The sequence below is a fragment of the Lacunisphaera limnophila genome (assembly GCF_001746835.1).
Lineage (GTDB): Bacteria > Verrucomicrobiota > Verrucomicrobiia > Opitutales > Opitutaceae > Lacunisphaera > Lacunisphaera limnophila.
The window spans coordinates 4,103,945-4,127,606 of the sequence record NZ_CP016094.1 but is presented as its reverse complement, the minus strand read 5'-3'; the positions used below and the strand labels follow the sequence as shown (position 1 = coordinate 4,127,606).

The window sequence follows — 23,662 nt, the reverse complement described above, 5'->3', positions numbered from 1 at the left end:
CCACGCGCGGGGCCGCGTCCAAATCCAGTTCGCCGTCGACTCCGCCCATGGAAGTGCGGTCCTGCGAATGGCCGCGCCGCGATTCCGCGCCCGCCCCCCGCGGCGGCATCTGGCGCGCCCTGCAGCAGATCCAAGCCCGCCATGCTTAGCTATCTCTCCCAGTACCACGACTTCTTCGGCCCGTTGCGTTTGCTGCAATACATCACGGTGCGCTCCGTGGGCGCGGCCATCACGGCCCTGCTGATCGGCTTCGTCATCGGGCCCATGCTCATCCGGCGCTTCCGCGAGCTGAAGTTCGGTCACGGCTACATTGACGAGCGCACGGGCGCGCTTGGGGCGACCTACTTTGACAAGAAGCACACGCCCACCATGGGCGGGCTCATCATCTTCCTCTCGGTGTTTTTCAGCGCCGTGCTCTGGGCCGCGCCCAACGTCTGGACGGTTGTCGCCCTCTTCGTCTACACCGCGCTGACCGTGCCCGGCTGGCGGGATGATTACCTGAAGGTGGTCCACAAGAACAAGGACGGCATCCGCTCGTGGGAAAAGATCGCCTGGCAGACCGGCGCGACCGTGATCGCCTTGGGCATCCTGCTGTGGCACCCGCAGAGCGCGGGCAAGATCCGCGAGCTCTGGCTGCCGTTCTTCAAGACCGCGGTCGTGGGCTACATGCCGTGGTGGATGCTCCTGGTCCTGATCTATCTCTGGATCGTCGGCTTCAGCAATGCCATCAACCTGACCGACGGCCTCGATGGTCTCGCCACCGGCTGCACGATCACCGTCGCCCTGGTGCTCGGCATCATGGCGTACGCCGCCGGCAACAGCGTCATCTCGCAGTATCTGCTGATCAGCTACGTGCCCGGCACGGGGGAACTGACGGTCGTGTGCGCGGCCCTGATCGGCGCCTGCATGGCCTTTCTCTGGTACAACTCGCACCCGGCCGAGGTCTTCATGGGCGACACCGGGTCGCTCGCCTTGGGCGGATTGATCGGGGTCATGGCCTTCATGATCCACCAGCCGTTCACGCTCGTGATCATCGGCGGCGTGTTCGTGCTGGAGGCCCTGTCCGTCATCTTCCAGGTCGGCTGGTTCAAGTTCACCAAGCGCCGCACCGGCACGGGCCAGCGCCTGTTCCTCATGGCCCCGATCCATCATCATTTCCAGAAGAAGGGCTGGCCTGAGACCAAGGTCGTCCTGCGCTTCTGGGTCCTCTCCCTCGGCTTTGCCCTCGCGGGTTTGGCCACCCTCAAGCTCCGCTAACCCTCCCTCGTCCCCACCATGTCCGCCATGATCAAAGCCCTCTCCCGGCAGCTCGACGTCCGCCTGCCGTTTTCACGTCCGACCCTGTTCGTGGTGGCCCTCTGGGCCTGCGCCTTCGCCGCCTTCGTCACCCTCGGGCTGCGCCGCTGAACCGGCAGCCAACTTCTTTTCCTCCCTCTCTTTCACTGCATTCCACCATGCCCATCGACTACAACCTCGAGCATACGCCCAGTTTTCGTGACGTCACCCGCACCAGCCTCGTGCTGCTGAAACAGCCGCTCGTGCGTTCGCTCTCCAAGCTGCGGCGCCTCCGCTCGGGCCAGACCCTGCCCGAGGGTCCGATCGTGCGCAGCGCCAAGACTTTCGCGGGAGCCCGCTGACAGGTTCTTTATACCCATCCAATCGGAACCTTACCTATTCGCTGTCAGCGGACCTCCTGCGTCCTTTCCTGAAATGATCCCCGCACCTCCCACCGCCATCACCGCGCTGCTCGCGCGTCCCGTCGCCGTGCTCGGCGCGGGCGTGAGCGGGCAGGGTGTGCTGGAACTGCTGGCCGCGATCGGCGGGGGCGGGGTGCTTTACGATGAAAAAGCGGCGGGGGCGGAGCGCGTTTTCACCGCGCGCGAAGCCGCCGGCCATGGGCTCGTGGTGTTCAGCCCGGGCTTCGCCCCGGAGCATGCGTGGCTCGCCACGGCGCGCGCCGCCGGCTGCACCTGTCTTGGGGAACTCGATTTTGCCTCCCTCTTCTGGCGCGGTGACCTGGTCGCCATCACCGGCACGAACGGCAAGACCACGCTCACCGAGTTTCTCACCCACGCCCTCAACGCCGCCGGCCGCCGCGCGCAGGCCACGGGCAATGTCGGTTATCCGTTCAGTCGCTTCGTTGTCGAGCAGACCGGTCGTACCGACATGGCCGTCTGCGAGGTGAGCTCCTTCCAGGCCGAGTCGCTGCAGCACCTGCGGCCGACCGCGACGCTGTGGACCAATTTTGCCGAGGATCACCTGGAGCGGCATCCCGGCCTGCCCGCCTATTTCAGCGCCAAGGCGCGTTTGGTCGCACGCACGCCGCCCGGCGCGGTCCTGGTGGGTACTTCGGTGCAACGTTTCGCTTCATCCGCCGGTCTCTCGCTTCCGGCTTCCTCCCTTATCCCGACCGAAGGCCAAGGAACCGACGCCCGGCTGGCCGGGACGGTGTTTGCCGGTTATCCGCAGTATGAAAACTTCCTGCTGGCCGCGGCCTGGTGGCAGCGCACCGGCCTCACCGAGGAGAGCCTGCTGGCCGCGGCCCGCACCTTCCGGCCCGGCGCCCATCGGCTGGCCCGGGTGGGGGAGAAGCGCGGGGTCACTTTCTGGAATGACTCCAAGGCGACAAATTTCCACGCCGTCGAGGCCGCCCTCGCGACCTTTTCCGCCCCAGTCCTCTGGATCGGCGGGGGCAAGGCCAAGGGGGGTGATCTCGGCGCCTTCGTCGGCCGCATCGCCCGCCACATCCGCCATGCCTTCCTGATCGGGGAAACCTCCGCCGCCCTCGCCGGTCATTGCCGGGATGCCCGCGTCCCCGCCACCCTCTGTTCCAGTCTGGCTGCCGCCGTTTCGGCCGCCCTCGCCCAAGCCGTCCCGGGCGAACACCTGATCCTCAGCCCGGGGTTCGCCAGCTTCGACATGTTCCAAGGTTACGATGACCGTGGGCGCCAGTTTGAAGCCCTCGTGGACAACCTGTGAATAACTCCGCTTTTTAGATAGCAAATCTCCCTCCTCAGCCCTCATATACCACCATGAAAATCCTCCAGATCTTCGGAGCAGTTGTCGCCGTGCATCTGCTCGCGTTTATCTTCATTTTTGCGAGCCCCGGCTGCCAGTCCGGCCCGCGCAACCTGCCCACGCCCGACGCCACCGTCCCCGACGCCCGCGCGGCGGCTCCGATCACCTACGGTTCCCCCGCCACCCCCGAGCCGGTCGACCTCGGCACGATGCCCGTCTCCTACACGCCGGCCTCGCCGCTGGGTCACGCCTCGCCCACCCGCCCCGGCTCGGCCGCGGCCGTCACCGTCACCCCGCCCAAGCCCGTCGAAAATGTCGCGCCGGTCTCGACCTACACGGTCGAGCGCGGCGACAGCCTTTGGAGCATTTCCAAGAAACACGGTCTCACTGTCGCGGAACTCGCGAAGGCCAACAGCCTCGCGTCCGGTGTCGCCCTGAAGCCCGGCCGCAAGCTCATCATCCCCGGCAAGCCCGGTGCCGCCGTCGCCACCGCCGTCCCGCCCGCCGCGATGTCGCTGCCCGCGGAAAAGACCCCCGTGCCGGTCCGCCCGACCAGCGGCGAGTCGGTCACGCACACCGTCGTGGTCGGCGAAAGCCTCGGCGTCATCGCCCGCAAGTACCAGGTCAGCGTCGGCGAGCTCGCCGCCGCCAACAACATCACCGATCCTTCCAAGGTTCGCGCCGGCCAGCAGCTCGTAATCCCCGGCTTCAAGGCCGTGGGGAGCAAGTCCGCCCCCGCGGCGGTCCGCCCGGCCGCGGACAAGCCGGCCGCGCCGGCCCCCGCCGAGGCCGCGCCCGCCCCGGTGGTCAACGCCCCCCGATTTGAAATCGCCCCGCCGCCGCCCGGCCAGGATCTCGACGCCGGCCTGAAGGAAGCCGACACCGAGGTGCCGACGATCAAGGTCGAGGAGCCCGTCCCCGCCAACGGCGGTTGAGCCCGCCGCCCCACCGGTGAGTTCGACGAGCGCCATCTTGCCCCGCCGCCCTCTCACGATCACCCCCGCGAGCGTCATCATCGTCTGCGTTGCAGCGTTGGTTTCGATCGGCCTGGTGGTGCTCTTCAGCGCGAGCTCGCCCATCAAGGGCGGGCCCTACGCCTACCTCTACAAGCAGCTGATCTTCCTCGCCCTCGCCATCGGCGCCGGGTGGCTGGTGGCGATCGCCGACCTGGAGCAGACCCGCCGGTTCGCGTGGATTGCCGCCGCGATCTCCCTCGCCCTCCTCGTGCTCGTTCTCATCCCGCAGATCGGCATCAGCGTGAAGGGCAGCCGCCGCTGGCTGAATCTGGGGTTCACCCGGCTCCAGGTCTCGGAATTTGCCAAGCTCGCCCTGGTCTTCTCCCTCGCGCACTATCTGGCGCTCAACCAGAGCAAGCTGCACGACTTGTGGCGGGGCTTCGTCATCCCCGGCGCCTGGACCGGCCTTTTCGCCGTGCTGGTGATCCTGGAGCCGGATTTCGGCACGGCCTTCCTCCTCGGCACGATCGGTCTGGTCATGCTCTTTCTCGCCGGCGCGCGGCTGAAGTTCCTGCTGCCGGCCATCGGCAGCGCCCTCGTGCTCTTCGCGCTGCTCGTGTGGCAGAATCCCGTGCGCCTGCGACGCATCACCTCCTTCATGGACATTGAGGCCAACCGCGGTGACGGCGCCTACCAGCTCTGGCAGGCCATCCTCGCCTTCGCGGCCGGCGGCGTGGACGGCGTCGGCCTCGGCCAGGGCCGCCAGCAGAACTCCTTCCTGCCCGAGGCCCACACCGATTTCATCTTCGCCATCATGGGCGAGGAGATGGGCCTCATCTTCACCCTCACGGTCGTCGCGCTCTTCGTCACGATCTTCGTCGCCGGCCTCATGCACGTGCGGCGCGCCCCCAACCTGTTCCAGTTCCTCCTCGTGACCGGCTGCCTGCTGCTGATCTGCCTGCAGGCGATCATCAACCTTGGCGTGGTCACCGGCATGCTGCCCACGAAGGGCATGTCGCTACCCTTCATCAGCGCGGGCGGTTCCAACCTCCTGCTGATGGGCCTGCTTGTCGGCGTCATCATCAACACCCAGCGCACCTGGGAGCGGCCCAAGCCGCTCGTGCGCAAACGCGCATTGACGGAGGTGATCGGGTGAACGGCCGAGTCCACACGGGCCAAGCACCAAGGATCAAGCGCGCGCGGCCGCGGCCTGCTTGTGAGCTGTCACTTCATCCTTGGACCTTGCTCACGGAGGTGACGTCGTGAGCCGTTTCATCATCGCCTGCGGCGGCACCGGCGGCCACCTCTCGCCCGGGATTGCCCTGGCCGAGGCCCTCGTGGCCCGCGGCCACACTGCCACGCTGCTGATCAGCCACAAGCGGGTTGATGCGCGACTCAGCGACCAGTACCCGCAGCTCAGCTTTGAGCGCGTGCCGGGCGCGCCCTTTGGCTGGAGCCCGCTCGTCCACCTGCGCTTCCACTGGGAGCAGGCCAAGGGCCTGCTGTTCAGCCACCGGCTCATCACGCGCGTGCGACCGGATGTCATCATCGGCTTCGGTGGTTTCACCAACGCCGGCGTGGTCCTGGCCGGCTGGATGCGGGGCATCCCCGTCGCCCTACACGAGGCCAACCGCATCCCCGGTCGCGCCGTCCGCCTGCTCTCGCGCTTCGCCCGCCGCCTCTATCTGCCCCCCGGCGTGCGCCTGCCCGGCCGCCTCGGTGTGATGGTCCGCCACACCGGCCTGCCCGTGCGCAGCGAGATCGTGCGCCTGCCCCGGGCCGAGGCGCGGGCTCGCCTCGGCGTCGATCCGACCCAGAAGTTTCTCGTCGTGCTCGGCGGCAGCCAGGGCGCGGGGCCGTTGAACCGCTGGGTCACGGACAACCAAGCCGCGCTCGCCCAGGAGGGCGTGCAAGTCTGGTGCGTTACAGGCCTCGGCAAGGGCGAGGCTGCCGTGCAGGAATTTCCCGGCCGCAACGGCCAGACGGTGCGCACCTGGCAGGAACCGTTCTCCGACCGCGTCGGGCTGCTCCTGTCCGCCGCCGACCTCGTGCTCAGCCGCGCCGGCGCCGGCACGCTGTCCGAACTCGTGCGCTGCGAGGCGCCGGCGATCCTCGTGCCTTACCCGTTCGCCGCCGACAACCACCAGCAGGCCAACGCCGTCTCCTTCGAGCAACAGGGGGGCGGCCTGGTCGTGAAGGAATCGGCCCTGGGCGGCCTCCGCCAGGAGGTCCTAGACATGGCATTCAACGACTGGCTGCTGAACAAATTCCGGGGCAACCTCCGGCGCATGTCCCAGGAAAATTCCATCGAGATCATCGTGACCGATCTCGAGGCGCTCGCCTCCGGCCAGCCGCCCGCCCGTCACGCGCGGCCCACGCCCGCCGCCCAGACGATATGAGCGCGGGAGTTCCATCCGTCTTTGGCCTCGCTGTGACGCGCGTCCACCTCCTCGGGGCCGGTGGCATGGGCATGGCCCCGCTCGGGCTCTACCTCGCGGAACTCGGTTTCATGGTCAGCGGCGAGGATGACGGCTGGAACCCCGCCGTGCGCGCGCTGCTCGAGCAGGCGGGTGTCACCCTCACGGCCCCGGGCACCTTGCCCGACGAGGTCCAGCTGGTCGTCCACTCCTCCGCGGTGGCGCCCTCCCACGATTCCCGCCGCCGCGCGACGGCCCGCGGGCTGCCGCAGGTGCGTCGCGGGGAGATGCTCGCCGAGGTGGTGAAGGGCCGGAAGCTCGTCGCCGTCACCGGTTCGCACGGCAAGACGACCACCACGGCCATGCTGATCACCGCTTTGCACCGCGCCGGTTTTCCCTGCGGTTGGGTGCTCGGCGGGTTGTTCAACGACGCGACGCTGCCGCCCGCCCGGGTCGGGGCGGGTGACTGGGTCATCGCCGAGGTGGACGAGAGCGACGGCACCATCGGCCGCTTCAGCCCCGAGGTCACGGTGGTGGTGAATCTCGATTGGGATCACGCGGATCACTACGCGAAACTGTCCGACCTGGAGACCGCGTTCTCGGCGCTGCTGGCCCGGACCAAGGGCGCGATTTTCCTCAGCGACGCCTGTCCGCTCTCCGCGCGGCTCGCGGCTCGCGGCGGTTTCACCGCGCCCATTCACACCTTCGGCCGCACGGGGGAGTACCAGGGGCACCGCACCGCGGATCGGTCTCCGGGCCAGGAACTGGCCCTGGGCGGGCGGTTTGCCCTCGCGCAGGTGACGGTGCGGGCCCCCGGGGAGTTTAATGTCGCCAACGCCACCGCCGCCCTCGCCGTGGCGCAGCACCTCGGCGCGACCCTCACCTCCGACTCTCTCGCGGAATTCGCCGGAGTCCGCCGCCGGCAGTCCGTGCTGCATGCCTCGAGCATTACGGTCTACGAGGACTACGCGCACCACCCGACGGAGATCCGCGCGCTGCTGGGCAGCTTGCGGCGCGAGCGGACGACCGGGCGCCTCGTCGTGGTCTTCCAGCCCCACCGCTTTACCCGCACCGCCCAGTTCAAGGCGGAGTTCGCCGCCGCCCTGGCCGGGGCCGACCACGTTTTCCTGATGGATGTCTACGCGGCCAGCGAGACCCCGGTGGCGGGCGGCACCTCCGCGGACATCTACGCCGAGCTCAAGCAGGGCGGGGCGGCGGACCACGTGACCTACCTGCCCGGCGACGAGACAGGCCTGCTCAAGGCGCTGGCCGCTGCTTTGCAGCCGGGGGACACGTTGGCCTTTGTCGGGGCCGGTGACATCGAGCTGACCGCCCGGGCCTTCGTTGCCCGGCTCAAGGCCCGTGAGGAGCGCGAGGCGGCTTGGCAGAATTTCCTGATCACGGCGCGCGCGCGGCTGGGTCCCGCCACGAAGCTGCTCGAGCACGAGGTGCTGGCGGCCAAGACCACGATGCGCGTGGGCGGCCCGGCCCGCGTGTACGCCGAGCCGGCGGGGGCCGAGGATCTGCAGCACCTGTTGCGCGAGGCCGGCGCCCGGAATCTCCCGGTGCTCCTGCTTGGGCGCGGGTCCAACCTCATCATCCCGGACCACGGCGTGGACGGCCTCGTGATCAGCCTCGGGCATCCGGCCTGGCAGTCGTTTGAACCGCAGCCGGACGGCCGCCTGTGGGTCGGGGCGGGTCTGCGCCTGAAAAACCTGTGCGGGCTGGCGACCAAGGCCGGGCTCCAGGGCTTTGAATTCCTCGAAGGCATCCCGGGTTCGGTCGGCGGCGCGCTGCGCATGAACGCCGGGGCCATGGGCGGCTGGATGTTCGACGTGGTCGACGAGGTTCGCCTCATGACGCTTGCCGGCGAGATCCATACGCGCAAAAAGGCCGAGCTGCACGTCGATTACCGGCATTGCGCGGAGCTGCACGACGCCATCGCACTCGGCGCCTGGCTGCGGCCGGCGGCCGGGGTGGATGCCGATGCCATCCGCCGGCAGATCGAGGTTTATCAGAAGAAGCGCGTGGAGTCCCAGCCGCGCGAGCCGAGTGCCGGGTGCATTTTCAAGAATCCGCCGGGCGGGTCCGCCGGCCGGCTGATTGACGAATCCGGTCTCAAAGGCGAGCGGGTGGGGGATGCCGAGGTCTCGACCGTGCACGCCAATTTCATCGTCAACCGCGGCCACGCGACCAGCGCCGACATCATCGCCCTCGTGCAAAAGGTGCGGGCGCGAGTGAAAAGCGTCCGGGGCGTCGACCTGGAGCCCGAGGTCCTGCTCTACGGGCAGGAGTGGAGGGATGTTTTATGAGTTCTCCCATCATCGCCGTCCTCGCGGGCGGCACATCCCCGGAACGGGAGGTTTCGCTCGGCTCCGGCCGCGCGGTCGCCCAGGCCATGGCCTGCTCCCACCTGACGCGGCTCTTCACGGTTGATCACGATGCGCTCCCCGAGGGCCTGGATCCGGCGCGACACGTGGTGTTTTCGACCTTGCACGGGGTCTTTGGCGAGGACGGCGGCATGCAGCGCCTGCTCGACGCGGGCGGCTTCAGCTATGGCGGGTGCGACGCCAAGGCCAGCGACCTCTGCTTCGACAAGTGGCGCACGCGCCTGAGCGTGTCCGCGATGGGCGTCCCGGTGGCTCCGGGCCGGCATTTCCTGGCGGCGGGCAAACCCACGGCGGCGGCCCTCGCCACCGAGCTCGGCCAACAGGTGGTGTTGAAGCCCAACCGGCAGGGCAGCAGCGTCGGCCTCCAGATCGTTTCCTCCCAGGTGGGCCTGGAGATCGCGCTCGGCGGCATCCGGGCCGGTGACTGGGTGGCGGAGCGCCGCATTCTCGGACGGGAGATCACCGTCGGCCTGCTCCGCGGTCGCGCCATGGGCATCGTCGAGGTCGTGCCCAAGTCGGGGGTCTACGACTACTCCAGCAAATACACCAAGGGCCTCACCGAGTACCTCGCCCCGGCCCGGCTCTCCGACGAGATGGCCACGCGGGTGCGCGCGACGGCCGAAACGGCCTTTGCGGCCTGCGGGTGCCGCGACTACGCGCGGATCGACTTCATGATTTCCCAGGAGGGCGAACTGTATTTGCTCGAAATCAACACGCTGCCCGGCATGAAGGACACCAGCCTGCTGCCGATGAGTGCGCGTTGCGTGGGGTTGGATTTTGTCGCGCTGTGCCGCGAACTGGTTGCTCCCGCCGTGGAACGATTCCAGCCGGCTGCCGCCCGTCCTTGATGAAACCTTCCCCCTCACCCTCTGCCGAGTCCCCCGGCCGTTCCTGGCGCACCATTCGCCAGGAGGTGAGCTCGCCGGCGATGTCGCAGCGCGGCCGCCGCCGGCGGCTGATCGCCTGGCTCAAGGTCACGGCCGCGGTCGCGTCGGTTTCGCTCGCCGGCTGGGGGATCTATGCGGTGGCCGATACGTGGTCCTCCGACCGCGCCGCCCTCGCCACCGCCGTGCACAGCGCCCCCGTGCGCGAGACGGTGCTCATCACCGACGGCGTGCTCGGGCATAAGTGGGTGAGCGAGGTGCTGGGCCTCCCCCGCGGGGCCAGCCTCATGACGCTCGATCTGCCCGCGCTCCGGGACAAGCTCCTCGCGCATGGCCAGATCCGGGTGGCCGTGCTGACCCGCAGTTTTCCCGACACCCTGGTCGTCACCCTGCAGGAACGTTCGCCCGTCGCCCGGATCCAGGCCGGCCAGGGCGATGGCACCACCCAACAACTGCTGGTGGCCAAGGACGGCGTGGCGTACGAGGCCTTTGGTTATGACAAGCCGCTGCTGGCCAGCCTGCCGTGGCTCGACGGCGTGCGGTTGGTCAAGGCCGGCAAGGGTTATGCTCCGATCCCCGGCATGGCCGATGTTTCCGCCCTGCTCTCCACCGCGCAGCTCCAGGCGCCCCATCTCTACCAAAACTGGCTCATCGTCTCGCTCGCCCGGCTGGAGGAAGCCGATGAGATCGTGGTGAAGGCGCAGGATGTGCCGCAGGTGGTCTTCAGCCGCAAACGCGATTACTTCAAGCAGATCGCCCGGCTCGACTATGTGCTCGACGCGGCGGGTTCCCTGCCGGAACCGGGTCTCCAGTCGGTCAACCTCACGCTCGACGGCCAGGTGCCGGTGCGCCTGCTGGGCTCGGCCGAGGAAACCACGCCGGCACCCGCCACCCCTTTCCCCCTTCACCCTTCACAACGGAAATCGCAACGTGATCTCTAACAGCAGTCGCATCATCGGCGCCGTCGAAATCGGCACCGGCAAGGTCGTGGTCCTCGTGGGCGAGATCGCCCGCGGGCGCAGCCTCAATATCATCGGCGTCGGCGTGGCCCCGGCTCGCGGCGTCATGAAGGGCGAGGTGGTCGACTACAAGGCCGCCTGCGAGGCGACCCACCAGGCCCTCGAGATGGCCGAGCAGCGCGCCGGCGCCCGGATCGAGGAGGTCTGGCTCGCCCAGAGCGGCGGCCACCTCGACGCCTTCTACAACGAGGCCTCGGTCAACGTGAAGTCCGCCGACAACACCGTCAACGCCCTCGACATCGAGTCGGTTTGCGCCCTCGCCAAGGAAAAGGAGCTGCCCGCCGGCCGCTCCCGCATCCACGAGATCCGCCGCCCCTTCCGCCTCGACGGCCGCGCCGTGCCGAATCCCGAGCACCTGACCGGCCGCCGGCTCGAGGTCGGTTACTGGATCGTCCACGGGGGCGAAAGCAAGGTGAGCGACAACATCCACGTCGTCGGCGGCTACCACCTCGAGGTGCGCGAACTCGTGCTCGCCAGCCTCGCCGCCGGCTCCCTCCTGACCACCCCGGAGGAACGCTCCCAGGGCGCCCTCGTGATCGATCTCGGCAAGGGTGTCACCGACTACGTCCTCTACCGCGACGGCCATGTGCTCGTCACCGGCACCCTCCCGGTCGCCGGCGACCACCTCACCAACGACCTCAGCATCGGCCTGCGCGTGACCCTCGCCCAGGCGGAAATGCTCAAGCTCCGCCACGGCCGCGGCACGGTGCAGACCCGGGACAAGGCGGACAAGGTCTGGCTCGACGGCGACGGCGCCTTCGGGGACCGCCAGGTGCCCAAGCTCGGCATCGAGACCATTACTTCCGCCCGCACCCTCGAGCTGCTCGAGGTGGTGCGGCAGAAACTCGGCCCGGCCTTTGTGGCCGAGCATTGCGGCGCCGGCGTGATCCTCACGGGCGGCACCGCCCGCATGCCCGGCATCGAGGAGGCCGCCACCCGCGTCTTCGGCCTCAACGCCCGCCGCGGCGAGGCGCCCGCCTGGGTGAAGGACGAGCTCAAGGACCCGATGTTCAGCACCGTTCTCGGCATCTTCCAGTTCGGCCTGCGCACCGCGCACGAGCACACGCTGCCCGCCCGGCGCAAACCCGGCCTGCTGAGCAATCTCACGCGCATCTTCGCCTCTTCCTGACCATGGACCAGCCCTCTTCCGAACTGCCTCTCGAGGCCATGGCCGACCGCGATGTCGGCATCAAGCTCATCGGCGTGGGCGGCGGCGGCTCCAACGCCGTCGACCGCCTCAAGATGGAAAACCTCGACCGCCTCCAGCTGGCGGTCATCAACACCGACCTCAAGGCCCTCGGCACCTCGCCGGTGCAGGACAAGATCCTGATTGGCGCCGGGCTCACCCGAGGCCTGAGCGCCGGCGGCGACCCGGAGCTCGGCTGCAAGGCCGCCGAGGCCGACGCCGACAAGATCGCCGAGATCGTCAAGGACACCGACCTGGTCTTCCTCGTCGCCGGCCTGGGCGGCGGCACCGGCTCGGGCGCCACCCCCATCGTGGCCCAGATTGCCGCCGAGGCGGGGGCGGTCGTCATCGCGTTTGTCACCCTGCCGTTCAGCTTCGAGGGCGGCCGCCGCGCCCGCCAGGCCGAGGAGGCCCTGGCCGAATTGCGCCGCGTGTGCGACGCGGTCATCCCGCTTTCCAACGACATGCTCCTGCAGGAAGGCACCGAGCAGACCAGCGTCCTCGACTCCTTCGCCCGCGCCGACGAGTGGATCGGCCGCGGCGTGAAGTCCATCTGGGCCATGCTCTCGCGCACCGGCCTGATCAACGTGGACTTCACCGCCGTCCGGCAGGTTTTCCACCACCGCGGGGGCAAGACCCTCTTCGGTCTGGGCACCGGTACCGGGGACAATCCGGCGCAGGCCGCGCTGGATGATCTCAAGAACTGCCCGCTGCTCCACACCCCGGAGCACGCCCGCAAGGCCGACCGCCTCCTCGTGAACATCACCGGCGGCGCCGACCTCAGCCTCACCAAGGTCAACGAGATCATGTCCGCCGTGACCGAGCAGTTCGGCCCCGAGGCACATGTCGTGATGGGCGCCGCCATCGACGAGGCCCTGCAGGGTCGCGTCGAGCTCTGCGTGCTCGGCACCACCGATGTCGGGGGGCGCAATTTTGTCCGCCGGCCGGCCCCCGCGCCCGTGCGCCGGGTGGAGAAACCCGTCGCCCCGGCGGCCGCCGCCGATCCCGCCACCCCCCGGTCCCGGGCTCCCGCCGCCCCCGAGGCTGCCGGTGTCGCCCCCGCGGCCACCAAGCCCAAGCCCCAGCAGGAGGAATTCGGTTTCCAAGGGGGCGAACCGGCCGAAAACCGCGGCGCCTTCGGCAAGTCCGACCGCAACCTCTTCGAGGGCCAGGACCTCGACGTGCCCACCTACCTCCGCAAGGGCATCAAAGTGGCGCTCTGAGGAAGCTTTGACAACCGGCGCCAACCGGACGTCCTAACCCCATGTTCATCGACGAAACCACGATCAAATGCCGCGCCGGCGACGGTGGCCGCGGCTGCCGCAGCTTCCGCCGGGAAAAATACGAGCCCTGGGGCGGTCCCAACGGCGGCGACGGCGGCAAGGGCGGCGATGTCGTCCTCCAGGGGGACACGGACCAGAACAACCTCATTGATTTCAAGTACAAGCCCCACTGGAACGGCGAGCGCGGCGAGCACGGCCAGGGCGGGGATTGCACCGGCCGGGAGGGCCGTCCGGCCGTCCTGCGCGTGCCGCTCGGCACCATCGCCTACCACCGGGAGACCGGTGAGGTCATCGGCGAGGTGCTGGAGGACGGCCAGATCCTCGTCCTGCTCAAGGGCGGCAAGGGCGGCATGGGCAACACCAAGTTCAAATCCTCCACCAACCGCGCGCCGACCAAGACCGGCCCGGGCCTGCCCGGCGAGATCGGGGAGTTCCGGCTGGAACTGAAGAGCATTGCCGACATCGGCCTGGTCGGTTTTCCCAACGCGGGCAAATCGTCGCTCACCAATCTCATCACCAAGGCCCGCCCGAAGACCGCGCCGTACCCGTTCACGACCCTGCACCCGCAAATCGGCGTGATTGAGTACCCCGCGGAGTACGAGCGCCTCGTCCTCGCCGACATCCCCGGCCTCATCGCCGGCGCCAGCGACGGCAAGGGCCTCGGCCACCGTTTTCTGCGCCACATTGAGCGCTGCAAGCTGCTCCTGATCATCATCGACCTCGCCGGCACCGACACCCGCGACCCGCGAGACGACTACAAGCAGCTGCTCAAGGAACTCGAACTCTACGACAAATCCCTCCTGAAAAAGCCCCGCCTCGTCGCGGCCAACAAGATGGACGAGGAGGCCGCCGTCGTGAACCTGAAGAAATTCAAAAAACGCTATCCGAAGGTGGAATTGGTGCCGATTTCCTGCCTTTCCGAGGCCGGTCTGCCCAAGCTCCGGAAAGAATTGCTAAAGCGCGTCCTCAAGCTCCGGGCCAAAGAAAATAAATCGCCAAGTCCTGCCACCTGAGTAACTTGTTCGAGTCACCATGCCTGCCGCCGAATACCGTCCGTTGCTCATGCGCGCCAACCGGTTGCTGGGGTCGGCGTTGATCGAGCACAACCTGGTCAAGTTCGAGGATCTCGAGGCGGCCAACGAGCGCCTGCTCGAGGTCGCGGCCAGCGGCCAGGTCCGCCAGAGCTCGGTGCTCAGCATCCTGGTCTATGAAAAGAAGGTCCTCCGCGAGGAGGACGTGCTGCATCATGTGGTCGACGACCACGGCGTGGGCGTCGTCGACCTGCGCGGCTACGACGTGCCGGAGGATGTGCGCAAGGAGCTCGATCTCGATGCCTGTTGGGCGACGTGGAGCGTGCCGTTCGACCGCGAGGAGGATTTTCACTTCGTCGCCACTGCCTACTACCTCAGCCCGGCCGTCCGCACCCACTGGGAAAAGAAACTGGGCGGCCAGATCATCTGGCAGGCCACGACGATGGACATCATCGCGGATTTCCTCGACCGGATGACCGGCGAGCGGGCCGCGGAGAACAAGGCCGCCGGCCGCAGCAGCGGCACCCGCGCGCCGTTTCCCCTTGCGGGCTCCGGCCCCGGCAGCGCCCCGCCGCTGGCCCCGGCCGACGGCAGCAGCCCGCCCCTCTCGACCCCCGGCGGCGGGGTGCCCCTGCATTTCCCGGTGTCCAGCGCCAACAAACCCGCGACCACCCACTAGGCCATGCCGCTCGGACGCACGCAGACGCAGATCATCGACAAGCTGCAGGAGATGGGCAAACTCTCCGCCGAGCAGCGGGCCGTCCTCGTGGCCCGCCCCGACGAGCCGACCGGCGACCAGCTCGACCAGATCCTCCAGGCGGACCACCACATCACGCAGTTCCAGCTGCTGCTCGCCAAGTGCCGCGCCCTCGGCCTCGCGCCCTACAATGTGGCCCGCTACCGCCTGCACCCGGCCACCTTCGAGAAGATCGACCTCGAGTTCTGCCAGAAGAACATGATTTTGCCGGTCGGGCAGGTCGGTGACTTCCTGCTCGTCGCCTTCGCGAACCCCTTCGACACGACGGTTGCGGCCAAGATTCAGGACAAGACCGGCCAGCGCGTGATCCGCCTCCTCGGCCGCGAGGCCGACATCCGCGACAAGCTTAAGAAGGACCAGGTCCACGACGAGGTGCAGTTCTCCGACGTGGTCGACCAGCTTGGCGCCCAGTTCGACGAGGACGACTCGGAGATCAAGGACGAGGATCTGGAGAACGAGGACTCGGCCCCCATCATCCAGCTGGCCAACCGCATCATCGAGGATGCCTATTTTGCCGGCGCGTCCGACATTCACATCGAGCCGTGGGAGAAGGAGGTCGTGGTGCGCTACCGCATCGACGGTCTCACCCAGGAAAAGCTGCGCCTGCCCGCCAAGGTCTCCGGGGCCCTCGTCGCCCGCCTGAAGATCATGTGCAACCTCGACATCGCGGAACGCCGCCTGCCGCAGGACGGCCGCATCGTCTTCAAGCAATACAACAAGAAGAACGTGGACATCGATCTCCGCGTCTCCACCGCGCCGCTCAACCACGGCGAGGGCGTGGTGATGCGTATCCTCGACAAGCAGAAATCCACGCTGCCCCTCCCGGCGCTCGGTTTCACCGACGCCAACCTGGCCAAATACCGCGAGTGCATCCGCCAGCCCTATGGGATGATCCTGCACTGCGGCCCCACCGGCTCCGGCAAGTCGATGACCCTGTACTCCGCGCTCAACGAGGTGAACACGGCCGACGTCGTCATCCGCACCGCCGAGGACCCGATCGAATACACGTTGCCCGGCATCAACCAGATGCAGATGCACCGGCAGATCGGCCTCACCTTCGCCGCCGCCCTCCGCGCCTTCCTGCGCCAGGATCCCGACATCATCCTCGTGGGTGAAATTCGCGACAAGGAGACGGCTAACATCGCCGTCGAGGCCGCGCTCACCGGTCACCTGCTCATTTCCACGCTGCACACCAACGACGCCCCCAGCACGGTCGCCCGTCTGACCGACATGGGGATCGAGCCGTTCATGATCTCGTCATCCCTTGTGTGTGTCTGTGCCCAGCGCCTGATGCGCCGCGTCTGCAAGGTCTGCCGGGTCGCCTACGAGCCCGAGGGGCGCGAGAAGGACATGCTCGAGCGGTCGATCGGCTGGGCGGGACAGATCTACAAGGCCAACCCCAAGGGCTGCGCCAAGTGCAACAGCACCGGTTACAAGGGCCGCATCGGCATCCACGAGCTGATGGTCACCAACGAGGAACTCATCGAGGCGATCAACAAGGAGGCCGAGACGGCCGAACTCAAGCGGATCGCCATGAAGGGCGGCATGAAGACCCTCCACCAGGACAGCATGGTCAAGGTGAAGGACGGCCTCACTTCCATGGCCGAGGCCCTGAGCACCGTCCCGCAGGACATGGAACTCCGCGCCCGCGCCTGAGGCGGCTGGCCCGGCCATAAAAAACCCGGTGCCTCGGCACCGGGTGCGTGGAAGCAGGCGGGATAACCGCTCAGCGACCAAAGGGCGGGCGGCTGCGGCCCGATCTCGGCAGCAGCTGCGACCGGAAGGGCAGCGGGTCAAAAACCAGGCGGGGATTCAGCGTCGGCGGCTGGAAGAGGATGCGGTCCCACGTCACATCACGCCGCCGGCGCGGCGGCGGATTCTCCGCCCCTTGCAGCGAAAAAGCAGGGTAGGGGGTATTCATACTTCCCTTACATCGGCCGGCCGGGCGTTTTCTTTAAGGCCCGGCCGGCATGGAATGAATGAAAATTAATGTGGCTTACATGCGGGGTTCATATCGGCCCTGTAGTCTGGGGCATGCGCTTGATTCCTTTGCTGGGTGTTTTGGTCGCGGCTTCCCTCGGAACCGCTTTGTCGGGCGGGTCCGCCCCGCTGACGTTCGATCCTGCCGCCTCCCGCGTGGAGGTGGTCGTGAAGGCCACAGTGGATTCATTCACCGGCCGCCTGGAGAAGTTTGAACCGGAGGTGACGCTGGGCGCGGACGGCCAGATCGCCACCGCCCGCCTGCGTTTCCGGTTCGCCGACGTCAAGACCGGCAAGGAGAAGCGGGACCGCGCCATGCACGAGTGGCAACAAACCGACCGCTTTCCCGATGGTGAATTCGAGCTGGCCACCCTGACCCCGGCCCCGGATGGCCGCTGGCTCGCGACCGGCCGCCTGACCTTTCACGGCCAGACCCGCCCCCTGGATTTCCCGGTCACCCTCAAGTGGCAGGGCCCGGCCGCCACGATCGATGGCGAGGCGCAGATCGACACCCGCGAGTTCGGCCTGCCGGTCATCCGGATGATGGGCCTTTTGAAGGTGGATCCGCTGGTGCTGGTCCGCTTTCATCTGGAGGGTAAAAAAGAAGCCACCCCATGAATAAAGCTCCTGAAGTCGAGGGTTTGAACCTGGCCGCGATCCTGCGGGAACACGCGCCGCGCTCCCCGGGCATGGAGACGCACCTGGATGCGGCCATCACCCAGGCCATCAGCTCCCCCGGCGGTCTCTTCCGGGCCCGGTTGGTCGCGACCGCGGCCCGCCGCCACGGCCTGCCTGAGGGCACGGCCGGACAGCTGGCCTGCGCGGTGGAATACTTTCACGCCGCCTCGCTGCTTCTCGACGACCTGCCCTGCATGGATGACGCCACCGTGCGCCGCGGGCAGACTTGCGTGCACCGGGTGCACGGCGAGGCCACGGCGATTCTCGCCGCCCTGGCGCTGATCAATCGCGCCCATGTCCTGATCGGCTTCGCTTATGCCGCCCATCCCGCGGCGGTGCGCCTGCAGGCAGTCCTTTGCCTCGACGGCTGTCTGGGCATCAACGGCCTGGTGGGCGGGCAGGCCCGGGACCTGCGCTTCGGCGAAGGCCCGACCGGCGGACGCGAGATCAGCCGCATCGCCGCCGCCAAGACCGGCGCCCTCATCAAGCTGGCCTTGATCCTGCCGGCGCTGAACGCGGCGCCGGGCCCGGTCGAGTTTCGCCTGTTAAAAGCGCTCGCCCTTTACTGGGGACAATGGTTTCAGGCCTGTGACGATATGAAGGACGTACTCGCCACCCCGCAGGAAACCGGCAAGGACACCGGGCGGGACCGCGCCCTGGTCCGGCCGAATCTGGTGCTGGCTCTCGGGCCGGTCGCCGCCAGCCGCCGGCTGGACCGGCTGGAGCGCCAGATCGCCCGTACCCTGGGACGCCTGCGGCAGTGCGGGGCGCAGTGGGATTACCTCGATCAATTTCAAGGCGTGCTGGTGGAGAAAAACCGCGCCCGCGCCGCCTGAACCCCGCCCATGCGCCACCTGACCCTGGTCTTCATCAACCTGCGCCGCCACCGCCTCCGGGCGGCCATCGGCGTCGCCGGCATCGCCTTCGGTGTGGCCGCGATGCTGACGATCCTCGCCATTGTCACCGGCGCGATCGGCATGTTCCAGCGCATCCTTTCGACCGACAGCCACTACCTGGTCTTCGAGCGCAATGTCTCGGACCTGTTCTTTAGCTCCGTGACCGCGGAGCAGGTCGACCTGGTCCGCGCCCGGCCCGAGGTGGCCGAGGCGCACCCCATGTTGTTCGGCATTGTCACGGCGGCGGGACACCCGGTGATCACCTGCTTTGGCATCGAGGCCGCCGATCCGCGGCTGGCGCGCGCGGAGTGGCTGGCCGGCACACGCGAGGCCTTCGGGCGCACGGAGGGCGAGGTCTTCCTCGGCTCGCGGGCGGCGGAATTTCTGCAGGCCAAGCTGGGCCAGGAACTGGAGATCGGCCGCAGCCGGTTCCGGGTTGGCGGCATTTTCCGCACGGAGAACGGTTTTGAGGATGGCGGCGTCTTTCTCCCGTTGGCCACGGCCCAGGAATTTTTCCACCGCGGCACCGCCGCGTCGGTCGTGGCAGTCAAGCTGCGCGACCAGTCGCGAGGCGCGGAGTTCAAGCAGGCCGTCGAGGCCGCCCTGCCCGGGGTGGTGGCGCTCGAAAACCGCGAGTTCTCCTCGGGCTACAGCAGTTTCAAGATCCTGAACCTCACGGCCTGGGCCGTGGGTCTGTGCGCTTTCGCCCTCGGCGGGCTGGGTGTGGCCAACACCATGCTGCTTTCGGTCTTCAGCCGCATCCGCGAGATCGCCGTGCTGCGCGTCTGCGGTTTCTCCCGGCCCCAGGTGGCCGCCCTGATCTTCAGCGAGGCCGTGGCCGTGGCCGCGCTGGGCATCGCCACCGGCCTCATCCTCGGTTTTGGCCTGCTCGCCATCGTCGAGCGCGTCCCGCAATTCCAGGGTTATGTGCAGGCCACGGTCCAGCCGCTGGTGCTCGTGGGCATCGTGGTGACCGCCCTGGCGACCGCGGTCCTCGGCGCCATCTACCCGGCCCGTTTTGCCTCCACCATCCAACCGGCGGAGGCCCTGCGTTATGAGTGATGTGATTTCCCCGGTCCTGGCGCGCAACCTCCACAAGAGCTACGATGGCGGCCGCCTGAAGGTGCTGCAGGATGTGTCCCTGGAGGTCCGTCCTGGCGAACTCGTCGCCCTGCTGGGCTCGTCCGGCTCGGGCAAGAGCACGCTCCTGCACCTTCTCGGCGGCCTCGACGTGCCCGACCAGGGCGAGCTCGCCGTCTGCGGGCTCGACCCGCGGGATGAGGTCGCGCGCCTCGAGCTGCGCCGCCGGCACCTCGGCTTTGTCTTCCAGCTGCACAACCTGATCCCCGACCTCACGATGGCGGAGAACATCGCCGTGCCCGCCCTGGCGACCGGCATGGACCCGGCCGCGCGGCAGGCGCGCATCGCCGAACTCACGGCGCGGCTCGGTTTGGGGCACCGGCTCACGCATCGCATCCAGGATCTCTCCGGCGGCGAGCGCCAGCGCACGGCCATCTGCCGCGCGCTCATGAACTCGCCGCGGCTGCTCCTGGCCGACGAACCCACCGGCTCGCTCGACGAGGAGACGGGATCATCGGTCTTCGCTCTGATCAAGGAACTCGCCGAGCGCGACGGCATCGCCGTCGTGCTGGCCACCCATGAACGCCGCTTCGCGGAACAGTGCCACCGCTTCGTGCGGATGCGCAACGGGCGGCTCAGCGAAGAGTGAACGCCGGTTCCAAGGCGGTGATCCGCAGTGCCGTCCGGCACAGCCTGTTCTGGCTGGCCGCCGCCAACGCCGTGGGGCTGTGGCTTGCGGTGGTGCTGCTGTGGCCGGGGCTCGGCGACCTGGCTGCGCCCCTGACCTATGGCCGCTGGGTCCCCTTGCACCTCAACTGGCAGCTCTATGGCTGGTGTTCCCTCCCGCTGGTGGCCGTGCTGCTGCACTGGTGTCTCGACGGGCGGCACCCGCACGTGCGGTGGCATGGACGCGTCGTTCTGGCGGCCTGGTCCGGGGCGCTGGCGCTCGGCGGCCTCAGTTGGCTCGCCGGCGAGTCCAGCGGCAAGTTGTTCCTCGACTGGCACGGCGCGGCGCGTGGCCTGTTGCCCTTGGCCATGATCGGCCTCTGGACGGTGTTGGCCGCGCACACGTGGTGGCGCCGCGACGAACTTGACCGGGTCGGGCTCGGGCTCCGCGCCGGCATGCTGCTGGCCTTGGTCGCCGTCCCGGCGGTGTTGTATCTCGCCAGTGGCCGGGACAATTATCCGGCGGTGAACCCGGACAGCGGCGGCGCCACCGGGGCGGCCTTGCTGGGCTCCACGCTGGGCATCGTGACATTGTTCGGCCTGCTGCCGATGATGCTGCAGCGCCGGCGGGAAACCTCCGCCCGCTGGTTCTGGGTGGCACTGGCGGCGTCCTGGGGCATGTTTGCCGGCATGGAGCACGGGTCTGTCTCGCATCACTCCGCCGGCCAGATCATCGGCCTCGGGCTGCTGCTGGCCTGGGTGCCGCTGCTTATCGGCTATGGCGCGAAGTTCGATTGGCCCGCCGGCGTCCGGCCGTGGCTGGGCGCCGCCGGGGCATGGTGGCTGCTGCTTGTGCTTACCGGCTGGCTGACCTTTCTGCCCGGCTGGTCCGAGCGTTTGAAATTCACCAACGGCCTCGTGGCGCACGCCCACCTCGCGATGGCGGGGCTGGTGACGAGCGTGAACGGGGCGATCCTGCACACGCTGGGCGGCGGGTTCGGCCAGCGCCGCGCTTTCTGGCTCTGGCAGGCCGGGTGCGTCGTGCAGGTCGCGCTGCTGCTCGGGCTCGGCTGGGTTGAGAGTGCCGCCGCCGGCGACCTGTTTGACCGCGCCCCGTGGACGCAGGCGATCTATGCCGCCCGGTTGGGTGGGGGACTCGCGATGGCCACGGCCTCCCTTTTATGGCTGAAGGAATCCTGCCGATGAACCGACCCTTACCACCCTGGTCCCGCTGGCTGGCGCTCGGCGCCGGCGCGATGGATGCCGCTACCGGCGCGGGCCTACTACTGCTGCCGGGGTGGACACTGGAGCGAATGGGCATCACCCCGCCCGGTGCGGAAGCGCTCGGCTTTGTCCGCTTCGTCGGGGTGTTCGTCGGCGCGGTGGGCCTGAGCTATCTGATCGCGTGGCGTCGCGGTCAGGAGCGGGCCTTGCGGGCGGTCTTTGATTTCACCCGGGTCTTCCGGCTGGGCGCCGGCACCTTCACGGGCGTGATGGTATTCGGCGCGGACTGGCCGCCGGCCTGGCTGGCGGTCACCTTCGCCGACCTCGGCCTGGTGGTCGTGCAAAGCGTGCTCCTAGCGCGCAGCCGCGATGAGTGACGAACCGGCAGGCGGCCGCGGGCCGCTCTGGCGCGGCGTCGTGGCCGTCGCGGCGACCTACGGCTACTTCCTGCTGTTCGCGGAATTTGCCTTTCTCGCGCTGGCCCGGGCCGGACTGCCGGGGGAGCCGGCGGTGCGGGTCGTGATGGGGGCCCTGGGCGCGGGCGGCGTCGCCGGCAGTGCGCTGGCCCTGTGGCGTTTTGGGCCGGAGCATTTTCGCCGGCGGCTGGTGGGTTCCTACCTGGCTTGCGCGGTCGCGGCCGCTTTCGCCCCTTTTGCCACCGGACAGGCCGGGCTGGCGCTGGTCGCGGCCGGCATCGGCCTGGCCTTGGGGTGGAACACGGTGACACTCGCGTCGGGCCTGCGGGCCTTGTTGCCAGCTGGCCGTCTGGGCCTCGGCGCCGGGCTGGGCACGGGCTTGGCCTACGCGGCCTGCAACGTGCCGGTGCTCTTCCTTGCTTCCGCCCAGGTCCAGACGTGGGCCGTCGTGGTGCTCGCCGTATTGGCGGCGCTCGTGGTGGCCGGCGTCCGGCCAGTCTGGACGGCCCCGGCCCCGGCGGTTGGGCGGTGGCCGGTTGCCCGTTGGGTGGGAGCCTTTCTGGCCCTGGTGTGGCTGGATTCCGCCGCCTTCTACATCATCCAGCAGACCCCGGGCCTGCGCGGGGCAACCTGGGGCGAGGGTCACCTGTGGGCGAACGCCCTCATGCATCTCGGCGCGGCGGTGGCTGCCGGCGCGCTGCTCGATCGCGGCGCGTTGCGGGGACTTGTGGGGGTGGCCTGGCTGGCGCTGGCGGTGGCCTGTCTGGCCCTCGGCTCAGCCACGCCGTGGTCACCGGCGCGGTTTTTCTACACCGGCGGGGTGTCGTTGTATTCCGCCGCTCTCGTCTATTTTGCGGCGCGGGATGGTCGTCCGGCGATCGCGGCGGCGGTGTTTGCCATCGCCGGTTGGGTCGGCTCCGCGCTGGGCATCGGCATGGCGCAGGATCTGCACGGCATCCCGTGGCCCTTCGTGCTGGCGAGCGGGGCGGGCTTGTTGCTCTGCCTCTGGCCGAGGCGCCGGGCGGCGGTGGCGCTGCTGGCGCTCGGGGTGTTCCTGCCGAAACCCCTGCGGGCGGAGGCCTCCGATCCGCTCGTGGCCCAGGGCCGGGAGGTCTACATCGCGGAAGGCTGCATCCACTGTCATTCGCAGTACATCCGTCCCGGCGTGGCTGCGGACGTCGAGCGTTGGGGACCGGCCCGTCCGCTGGCCGCGCTGCTGGCGGAGGCCCCGCCGCTGCCAGGCAACCGCCGGCAGGGACCCGACCTGGCCAACGTGGGCAACCGCCGTTACCCCGAGTGGAACCGCGTGCACCTGCAGAAGCCGCGCGCGCTGTCCCCCGGCTCCCGCATGCCAGCCTACGCCCATCTTTTTGCCGACGGTGACGGGCGGGGCGAGGCGCTCGTCGCGTACCTGGCGTCGCTGGGCGCCGATACGCTGACGGAGCGCTGGGAAATGATCGCGCGGTGGCAACCCGATCCCACGGTGCCGGCCATCTCCGCGCGCGCCGCGGCGCGGCTGTTTGAGCGCCACTGCGTCGCCTGTCATGGCTCGGACGGACAGGGGCAGGGACCGCTGGCGGGAAAGTTCACGCTGCCGCCGCCCAACTGGCTGCGGGATGAATGGCGCCGGGCGCCCGGCGGGGACGAGACCTTGCTGGCGCGGTTGATCAAGTTCGGCGCGCCGGGCACGGCGATGGCAGGCCATGAGACGTTGTCGGATGCGGAAATCGCCGGGCTGGTCCGCCACGTGAAGTCGCTGCACCGCTGAGCGGCAAAACCGC

Annotated in this window: 23 protein-coding genes; 22 read left to right on the top strand and 1 reads right to left on the bottom strand. The window is 68.7% G+C overall.

The window, feature by feature from the left end:
- The first annotated feature begins 141 nt into the window (after nucleotides 1-141).
- The 15 genes from mraY to Verru16B_RS17295 all read left to right on the top strand — a co-directional run bounded on the left by mraY (nucleotide 142) and on the right by Verru16B_RS17295 (nucleotide 16,597).
- Nucleotides 142-1,257: a phospho-N-acetylmuramoyl-pentapeptide-transferase gene (gene mraY, locus Verru16B_RS17360; protein ID WP_069963465.1), complete on the top strand. Its 1,116-nt coding sequence runs from the start codon at nucleotides 142-144 to the stop codon at nucleotides 1,255-1,257.
- An 18-nt stretch (nucleotides 1,258-1,275) separates the two neighbouring features.
- Complete coding sequence (locus Verru16B_RS19080) at nucleotides 1,276-1,407, top strand: hypothetical protein (RefSeq protein ID WP_257785149.1); 132 nt, start codon at nucleotides 1,276-1,278, stop codon at nucleotides 1,405-1,407.
- A gap of 47 nt (nucleotides 1,408-1,454) precedes the next feature.
- On the top strand, nucleotides 1,455-1,637 hold the full coding sequence (locus tag Verru16B_RS17355) for a hypothetical protein (RefSeq protein WP_069963464.1): 183 nt from the start codon (nucleotides 1,455-1,457) through the stop codon (nucleotides 1,635-1,637).
- Between the two features lie 73 nt (nucleotides 1,638-1,710).
- On the top strand, nucleotides 1,711-2,979 hold the full coding sequence (gene murD / locus Verru16B_RS17350) for a UDP-N-acetylmuramoyl-L-alanine--D-glutamate ligase (RefSeq protein WP_069963463.1): 1,269 nt from the start codon (nucleotides 1,711-1,713) through the stop codon (nucleotides 2,977-2,979).
- A gap of 53 nt (nucleotides 2,980-3,032) precedes the next feature.
- On the top strand, nucleotides 3,033-3,953 hold the full coding sequence (locus Verru16B_RS17345) for a LysM peptidoglycan-binding domain-containing protein (RefSeq protein ID WP_069963462.1): 921 nt from the start codon (nucleotides 3,033-3,035) through the stop codon (nucleotides 3,951-3,953).
- 37 nt (nucleotides 3,954-3,990) lie between these two features.
- Entirely contained in the window at nucleotides 3,991-5,130 is a 1,140-nt protein-coding gene (gene ftsW, locus Verru16B_RS17340) for a putative lipid II flippase FtsW (protein ID WP_237023448.1), read from the top strand.
- A 106-nt stretch (nucleotides 5,131-5,236) separates the two neighbouring features.
- The gene (locus tag Verru16B_RS17335; RefSeq protein WP_069963461.1) at nucleotides 5,237-6,373 is read left to right on the top strand and encodes a UDP-N-acetylglucosamine--N-acetylmuramyl-(pentapeptide) pyrophosphoryl-undecaprenol N-acetylglucosamine transferase; all 1,137 of its coding nucleotides are present in this window, start codon (nucleotides 5,237-5,239) and stop codon (nucleotides 6,371-6,373) included.
- A 32-nt stretch (nucleotides 6,374-6,405) separates the two neighbouring features.
- Nucleotides 6,406-8,703 (top strand): UDP-N-acetylmuramate dehydrogenase, encoded by a 2,298-nt coding sequence (gene murB / locus Verru16B_RS17330; protein WP_237023447.1) that lies wholly within the window; start codon nucleotides 6,406-6,408, stop codon nucleotides 8,701-8,703.
- Nucleotides 8,700-9,629, top strand: a complete 930-nt coding sequence (locus Verru16B_RS17325; protein ID WP_069963459.1) for a D-alanine--D-alanine ligase family protein — start codon at nucleotides 8,700-8,702, stop codon at nucleotides 9,627-9,629. The genes murB and Verru16B_RS17325 overlap by 4 nt, the downstream gene beginning before the upstream one ends.
- On the top strand, nucleotides 9,629-10,606 hold the full coding sequence (locus tag Verru16B_RS19005) for a cell division protein FtsQ/DivIB (protein WP_083270455.1): 978 nt from the start codon (nucleotides 9,629-9,631) through the stop codon (nucleotides 10,604-10,606). The genes Verru16B_RS17325 and Verru16B_RS19005 overlap by 1 nt, the downstream gene beginning before the upstream one ends.
- Entirely contained in the window at nucleotides 10,596-11,813 is a 1,218-nt protein-coding gene (ftsA, locus tag Verru16B_RS17315) for a cell division protein FtsA (protein ID WP_237023446.1), read from the top strand. The genes Verru16B_RS19005 and ftsA overlap by 11 nt, the downstream gene beginning before the upstream one ends.
- 2 nt (nucleotides 11,814-11,815) lie before the next feature.
- On the top strand, nucleotides 11,816-13,093 hold the full coding sequence (gene ftsZ / locus Verru16B_RS17310) for a cell division protein FtsZ (protein WP_069963457.1): 1,278 nt from the start codon (nucleotides 11,816-11,818) through the stop codon (nucleotides 13,091-13,093).
- A 41-nt stretch (nucleotides 13,094-13,134) separates the two neighbouring features.
- The gene (obgE, locus tag Verru16B_RS17305; RefSeq protein WP_069963456.1) at nucleotides 13,135-14,166 is read left to right on the top strand and encodes a GTPase ObgE; all 1,032 of its coding nucleotides are present in this window, start codon (nucleotides 13,135-13,137) and stop codon (nucleotides 14,164-14,166) included.
- 19 nt (nucleotides 14,167-14,185) lie between these two features.
- On the top strand, nucleotides 14,186-14,863 hold the full coding sequence (locus Verru16B_RS17300) for a hypothetical protein (protein ID WP_069963455.1): 678 nt from the start codon (nucleotides 14,186-14,188) through the stop codon (nucleotides 14,861-14,863).
- Between the two features lie 3 nt (nucleotides 14,864-14,866).
- The gene (locus Verru16B_RS17295) at nucleotides 14,867-16,597 is read left to right on the top strand and encodes a GspE/PulE family protein (protein WP_069963454.1); all 1,731 of its coding nucleotides are present in this window, start codon (nucleotides 14,867-14,869) and stop codon (nucleotides 16,595-16,597) included.
- 70 nt (nucleotides 16,598-16,667) lie between these two features.
- On the opposite strand, the gene Verru16B_RS17290 is transcribed toward Verru16B_RS17295, so the two are convergent.
- Nucleotides 16,668-16,862: a hypothetical protein gene (locus Verru16B_RS17290; RefSeq protein WP_069963453.1), complete on the bottom strand. Its 195-nt coding sequence runs from the start codon at nucleotides 16,860-16,862 to the stop codon at nucleotides 16,668-16,670.
- 113 nt (nucleotides 16,863-16,975) lie between these two features.
- Between Verru16B_RS17290 and Verru16B_RS17285 the strand changes: the two genes are divergently transcribed.
- The 7 genes from Verru16B_RS17285 to Verru16B_RS17255 are packed head-to-tail and all read left to right on the top strand — an operon-like array spanning nucleotide 16,976 to nucleotide 23,649.
- Complete coding sequence (locus Verru16B_RS17285) at nucleotides 16,976-17,539, top strand: YceI family protein (RefSeq protein ID WP_157772513.1); 564 nt, start codon at nucleotides 16,976-16,978, stop codon at nucleotides 17,537-17,539.
- Nucleotides 17,536-18,435 (top strand): polyprenyl synthetase family protein, encoded by a 900-nt coding sequence (locus Verru16B_RS17280; RefSeq protein ID WP_083270452.1) that lies wholly within the window; start codon nucleotides 17,536-17,538, stop codon nucleotides 18,433-18,435. The genes Verru16B_RS17285 and Verru16B_RS17280 overlap by 4 nt, the downstream gene beginning before the upstream one ends.
- A gap of 9 nt (nucleotides 18,436-18,444) precedes the next feature.
- Nucleotides 18,445-19,557, top strand: a complete 1,113-nt coding sequence (locus Verru16B_RS17275) for an ABC transporter permease (RefSeq protein ID WP_069963450.1) — start codon at nucleotides 18,445-18,447, stop codon at nucleotides 19,555-19,557.
- On the top strand, nucleotides 19,550-20,224 hold the full coding sequence (locus Verru16B_RS17270; RefSeq protein WP_069963449.1) for an ABC transporter ATP-binding protein: 675 nt from the start codon (nucleotides 19,550-19,552) through the stop codon (nucleotides 20,222-20,224). Before Verru16B_RS17275 ends, Verru16B_RS17270 begins: the two co-directional genes overlap by 8 nt.
- On the top strand, nucleotides 20,221-21,447 hold the full coding sequence (locus Verru16B_RS17265; protein WP_083270451.1) for a heme-copper oxidase family protein: 1,227 nt from the start codon (nucleotides 20,221-20,223) through the stop codon (nucleotides 21,445-21,447). Before Verru16B_RS17270 ends, Verru16B_RS17265 begins: the two co-directional genes overlap by 4 nt.
- Nucleotides 21,444-21,842: a hypothetical protein gene (locus tag Verru16B_RS17260; protein ID WP_157772512.1), complete on the top strand. Its 399-nt coding sequence runs from the start codon at nucleotides 21,444-21,446 to the stop codon at nucleotides 21,840-21,842. Before Verru16B_RS17265 ends, Verru16B_RS17260 begins: the two co-directional genes overlap by 4 nt.
- Complete coding sequence (locus tag Verru16B_RS17255) at nucleotides 21,835-23,649, top strand: cbb3-type cytochrome c oxidase subunit II (protein WP_069963446.1); 1,815 nt, start codon at nucleotides 21,835-21,837, stop codon at nucleotides 23,647-23,649. Before Verru16B_RS17260 ends, Verru16B_RS17255 begins: the two co-directional genes overlap by 8 nt.
- Nucleotides 23,650-23,662: the final 13 nt, after the last annotated feature.

Bases quoted from the DNA above. Each gene is read 5' to 3' on its own strand.
- mraY (WP_069963465.1), top strand. From the start codon at position 142: ATGCTTAGCTATCTCTCCCAGTACCACGACTTCTTCGGCCCGTTGCGT.
- Verru16B_RS19080 (WP_257785149.1), top strand. From the start codon at position 1,276: ATGTCCGCCATGATCAAAGCCCTCTCCCGGCAGCTCGACGTCCGCCTG.
- Verru16B_RS17355 (WP_069963464.1), top strand. From the start codon at position 1,455: ATGCCCATCGACTACAACCTCGAGCATACGCCCAGTTTTCGTGACGTC.
- murD (WP_069963463.1), top strand. From the start codon at position 1,711: ATGATCCCCGCACCTCCCACCGCCATCACCGCGCTGCTCGCGCGTCCC.
- Verru16B_RS17345 (WP_069963462.1), top strand. From the start codon at position 3,033: ATGAAAATCCTCCAGATCTTCGGAGCAGTTGTCGCCGTGCATCTGCTC.
- Verru16B_RS17325 (WP_069963459.1), top strand. From the start codon at position 8,700: ATGAGTTCTCCCATCATCGCCGTCCTCGCGGGCGGCACATCCCCGGAA.
- Verru16B_RS19005 (WP_083270455.1), top strand. From the start codon at position 9,629: ATGAAACCTTCCCCCTCACCCTCTGCCGAGTCCCCCGGCCGTTCCTGG.
- ftsZ (WP_069963457.1), top strand. From the start codon at position 11,816: ATGGACCAGCCCTCTTCCGAACTGCCTCTCGAGGCCATGGCCGACCGC.
- obgE (WP_069963456.1), top strand. From the start codon at position 13,135: ATGTTCATCGACGAAACCACGATCAAATGCCGCGCCGGCGACGGTGGC.
- Verru16B_RS17300 (WP_069963455.1), top strand. From the start codon at position 14,186: ATGCCTGCCGCCGAATACCGTCCGTTGCTCATGCGCGCCAACCGGTTG.
- Verru16B_RS17295 (WP_069963454.1), top strand. From the start codon at position 14,867: ATGCCGCTCGGACGCACGCAGACGCAGATCATCGACAAGCTGCAGGAG.
- Verru16B_RS17290 (WP_069963453.1), bottom strand. From the start codon at position 16,862: ATGAATACCCCCTACCCTGCTTTTTCGCTGCAAGGGGCGGAGAATCCG.
- Verru16B_RS17285 (WP_157772513.1), top strand. From the start codon at position 16,976: ATGCGCTTGATTCCTTTGCTGGGTGTTTTGGTCGCGGCTTCCCTCGGA.
- Verru16B_RS17280 (WP_083270452.1), top strand. From the start codon at position 17,536: ATGAATAAAGCTCCTGAAGTCGAGGGTTTGAACCTGGCCGCGATCCTG.
- Verru16B_RS17275 (WP_069963450.1), top strand. From the start codon at position 18,445: ATGCGCCACCTGACCCTGGTCTTCATCAACCTGCGCCGCCACCGCCTC.
- Verru16B_RS17270 (WP_069963449.1), top strand. From the start codon at position 19,550: ATGAGTGATGTGATTTCCCCGGTCCTGGCGCGCAACCTCCACAAGAGC.
- Verru16B_RS17260 (WP_157772512.1), top strand. From the start codon at position 21,444: ATGAACCGACCCTTACCACCCTGGTCCCGCTGGCTGGCGCTCGGCGCC.
- Verru16B_RS17255 (WP_069963446.1), top strand. From the start codon at position 21,835: ATGAGTGACGAACCGGCAGGCGGCCGCGGGCCGCTCTGGCGCGGCGTC.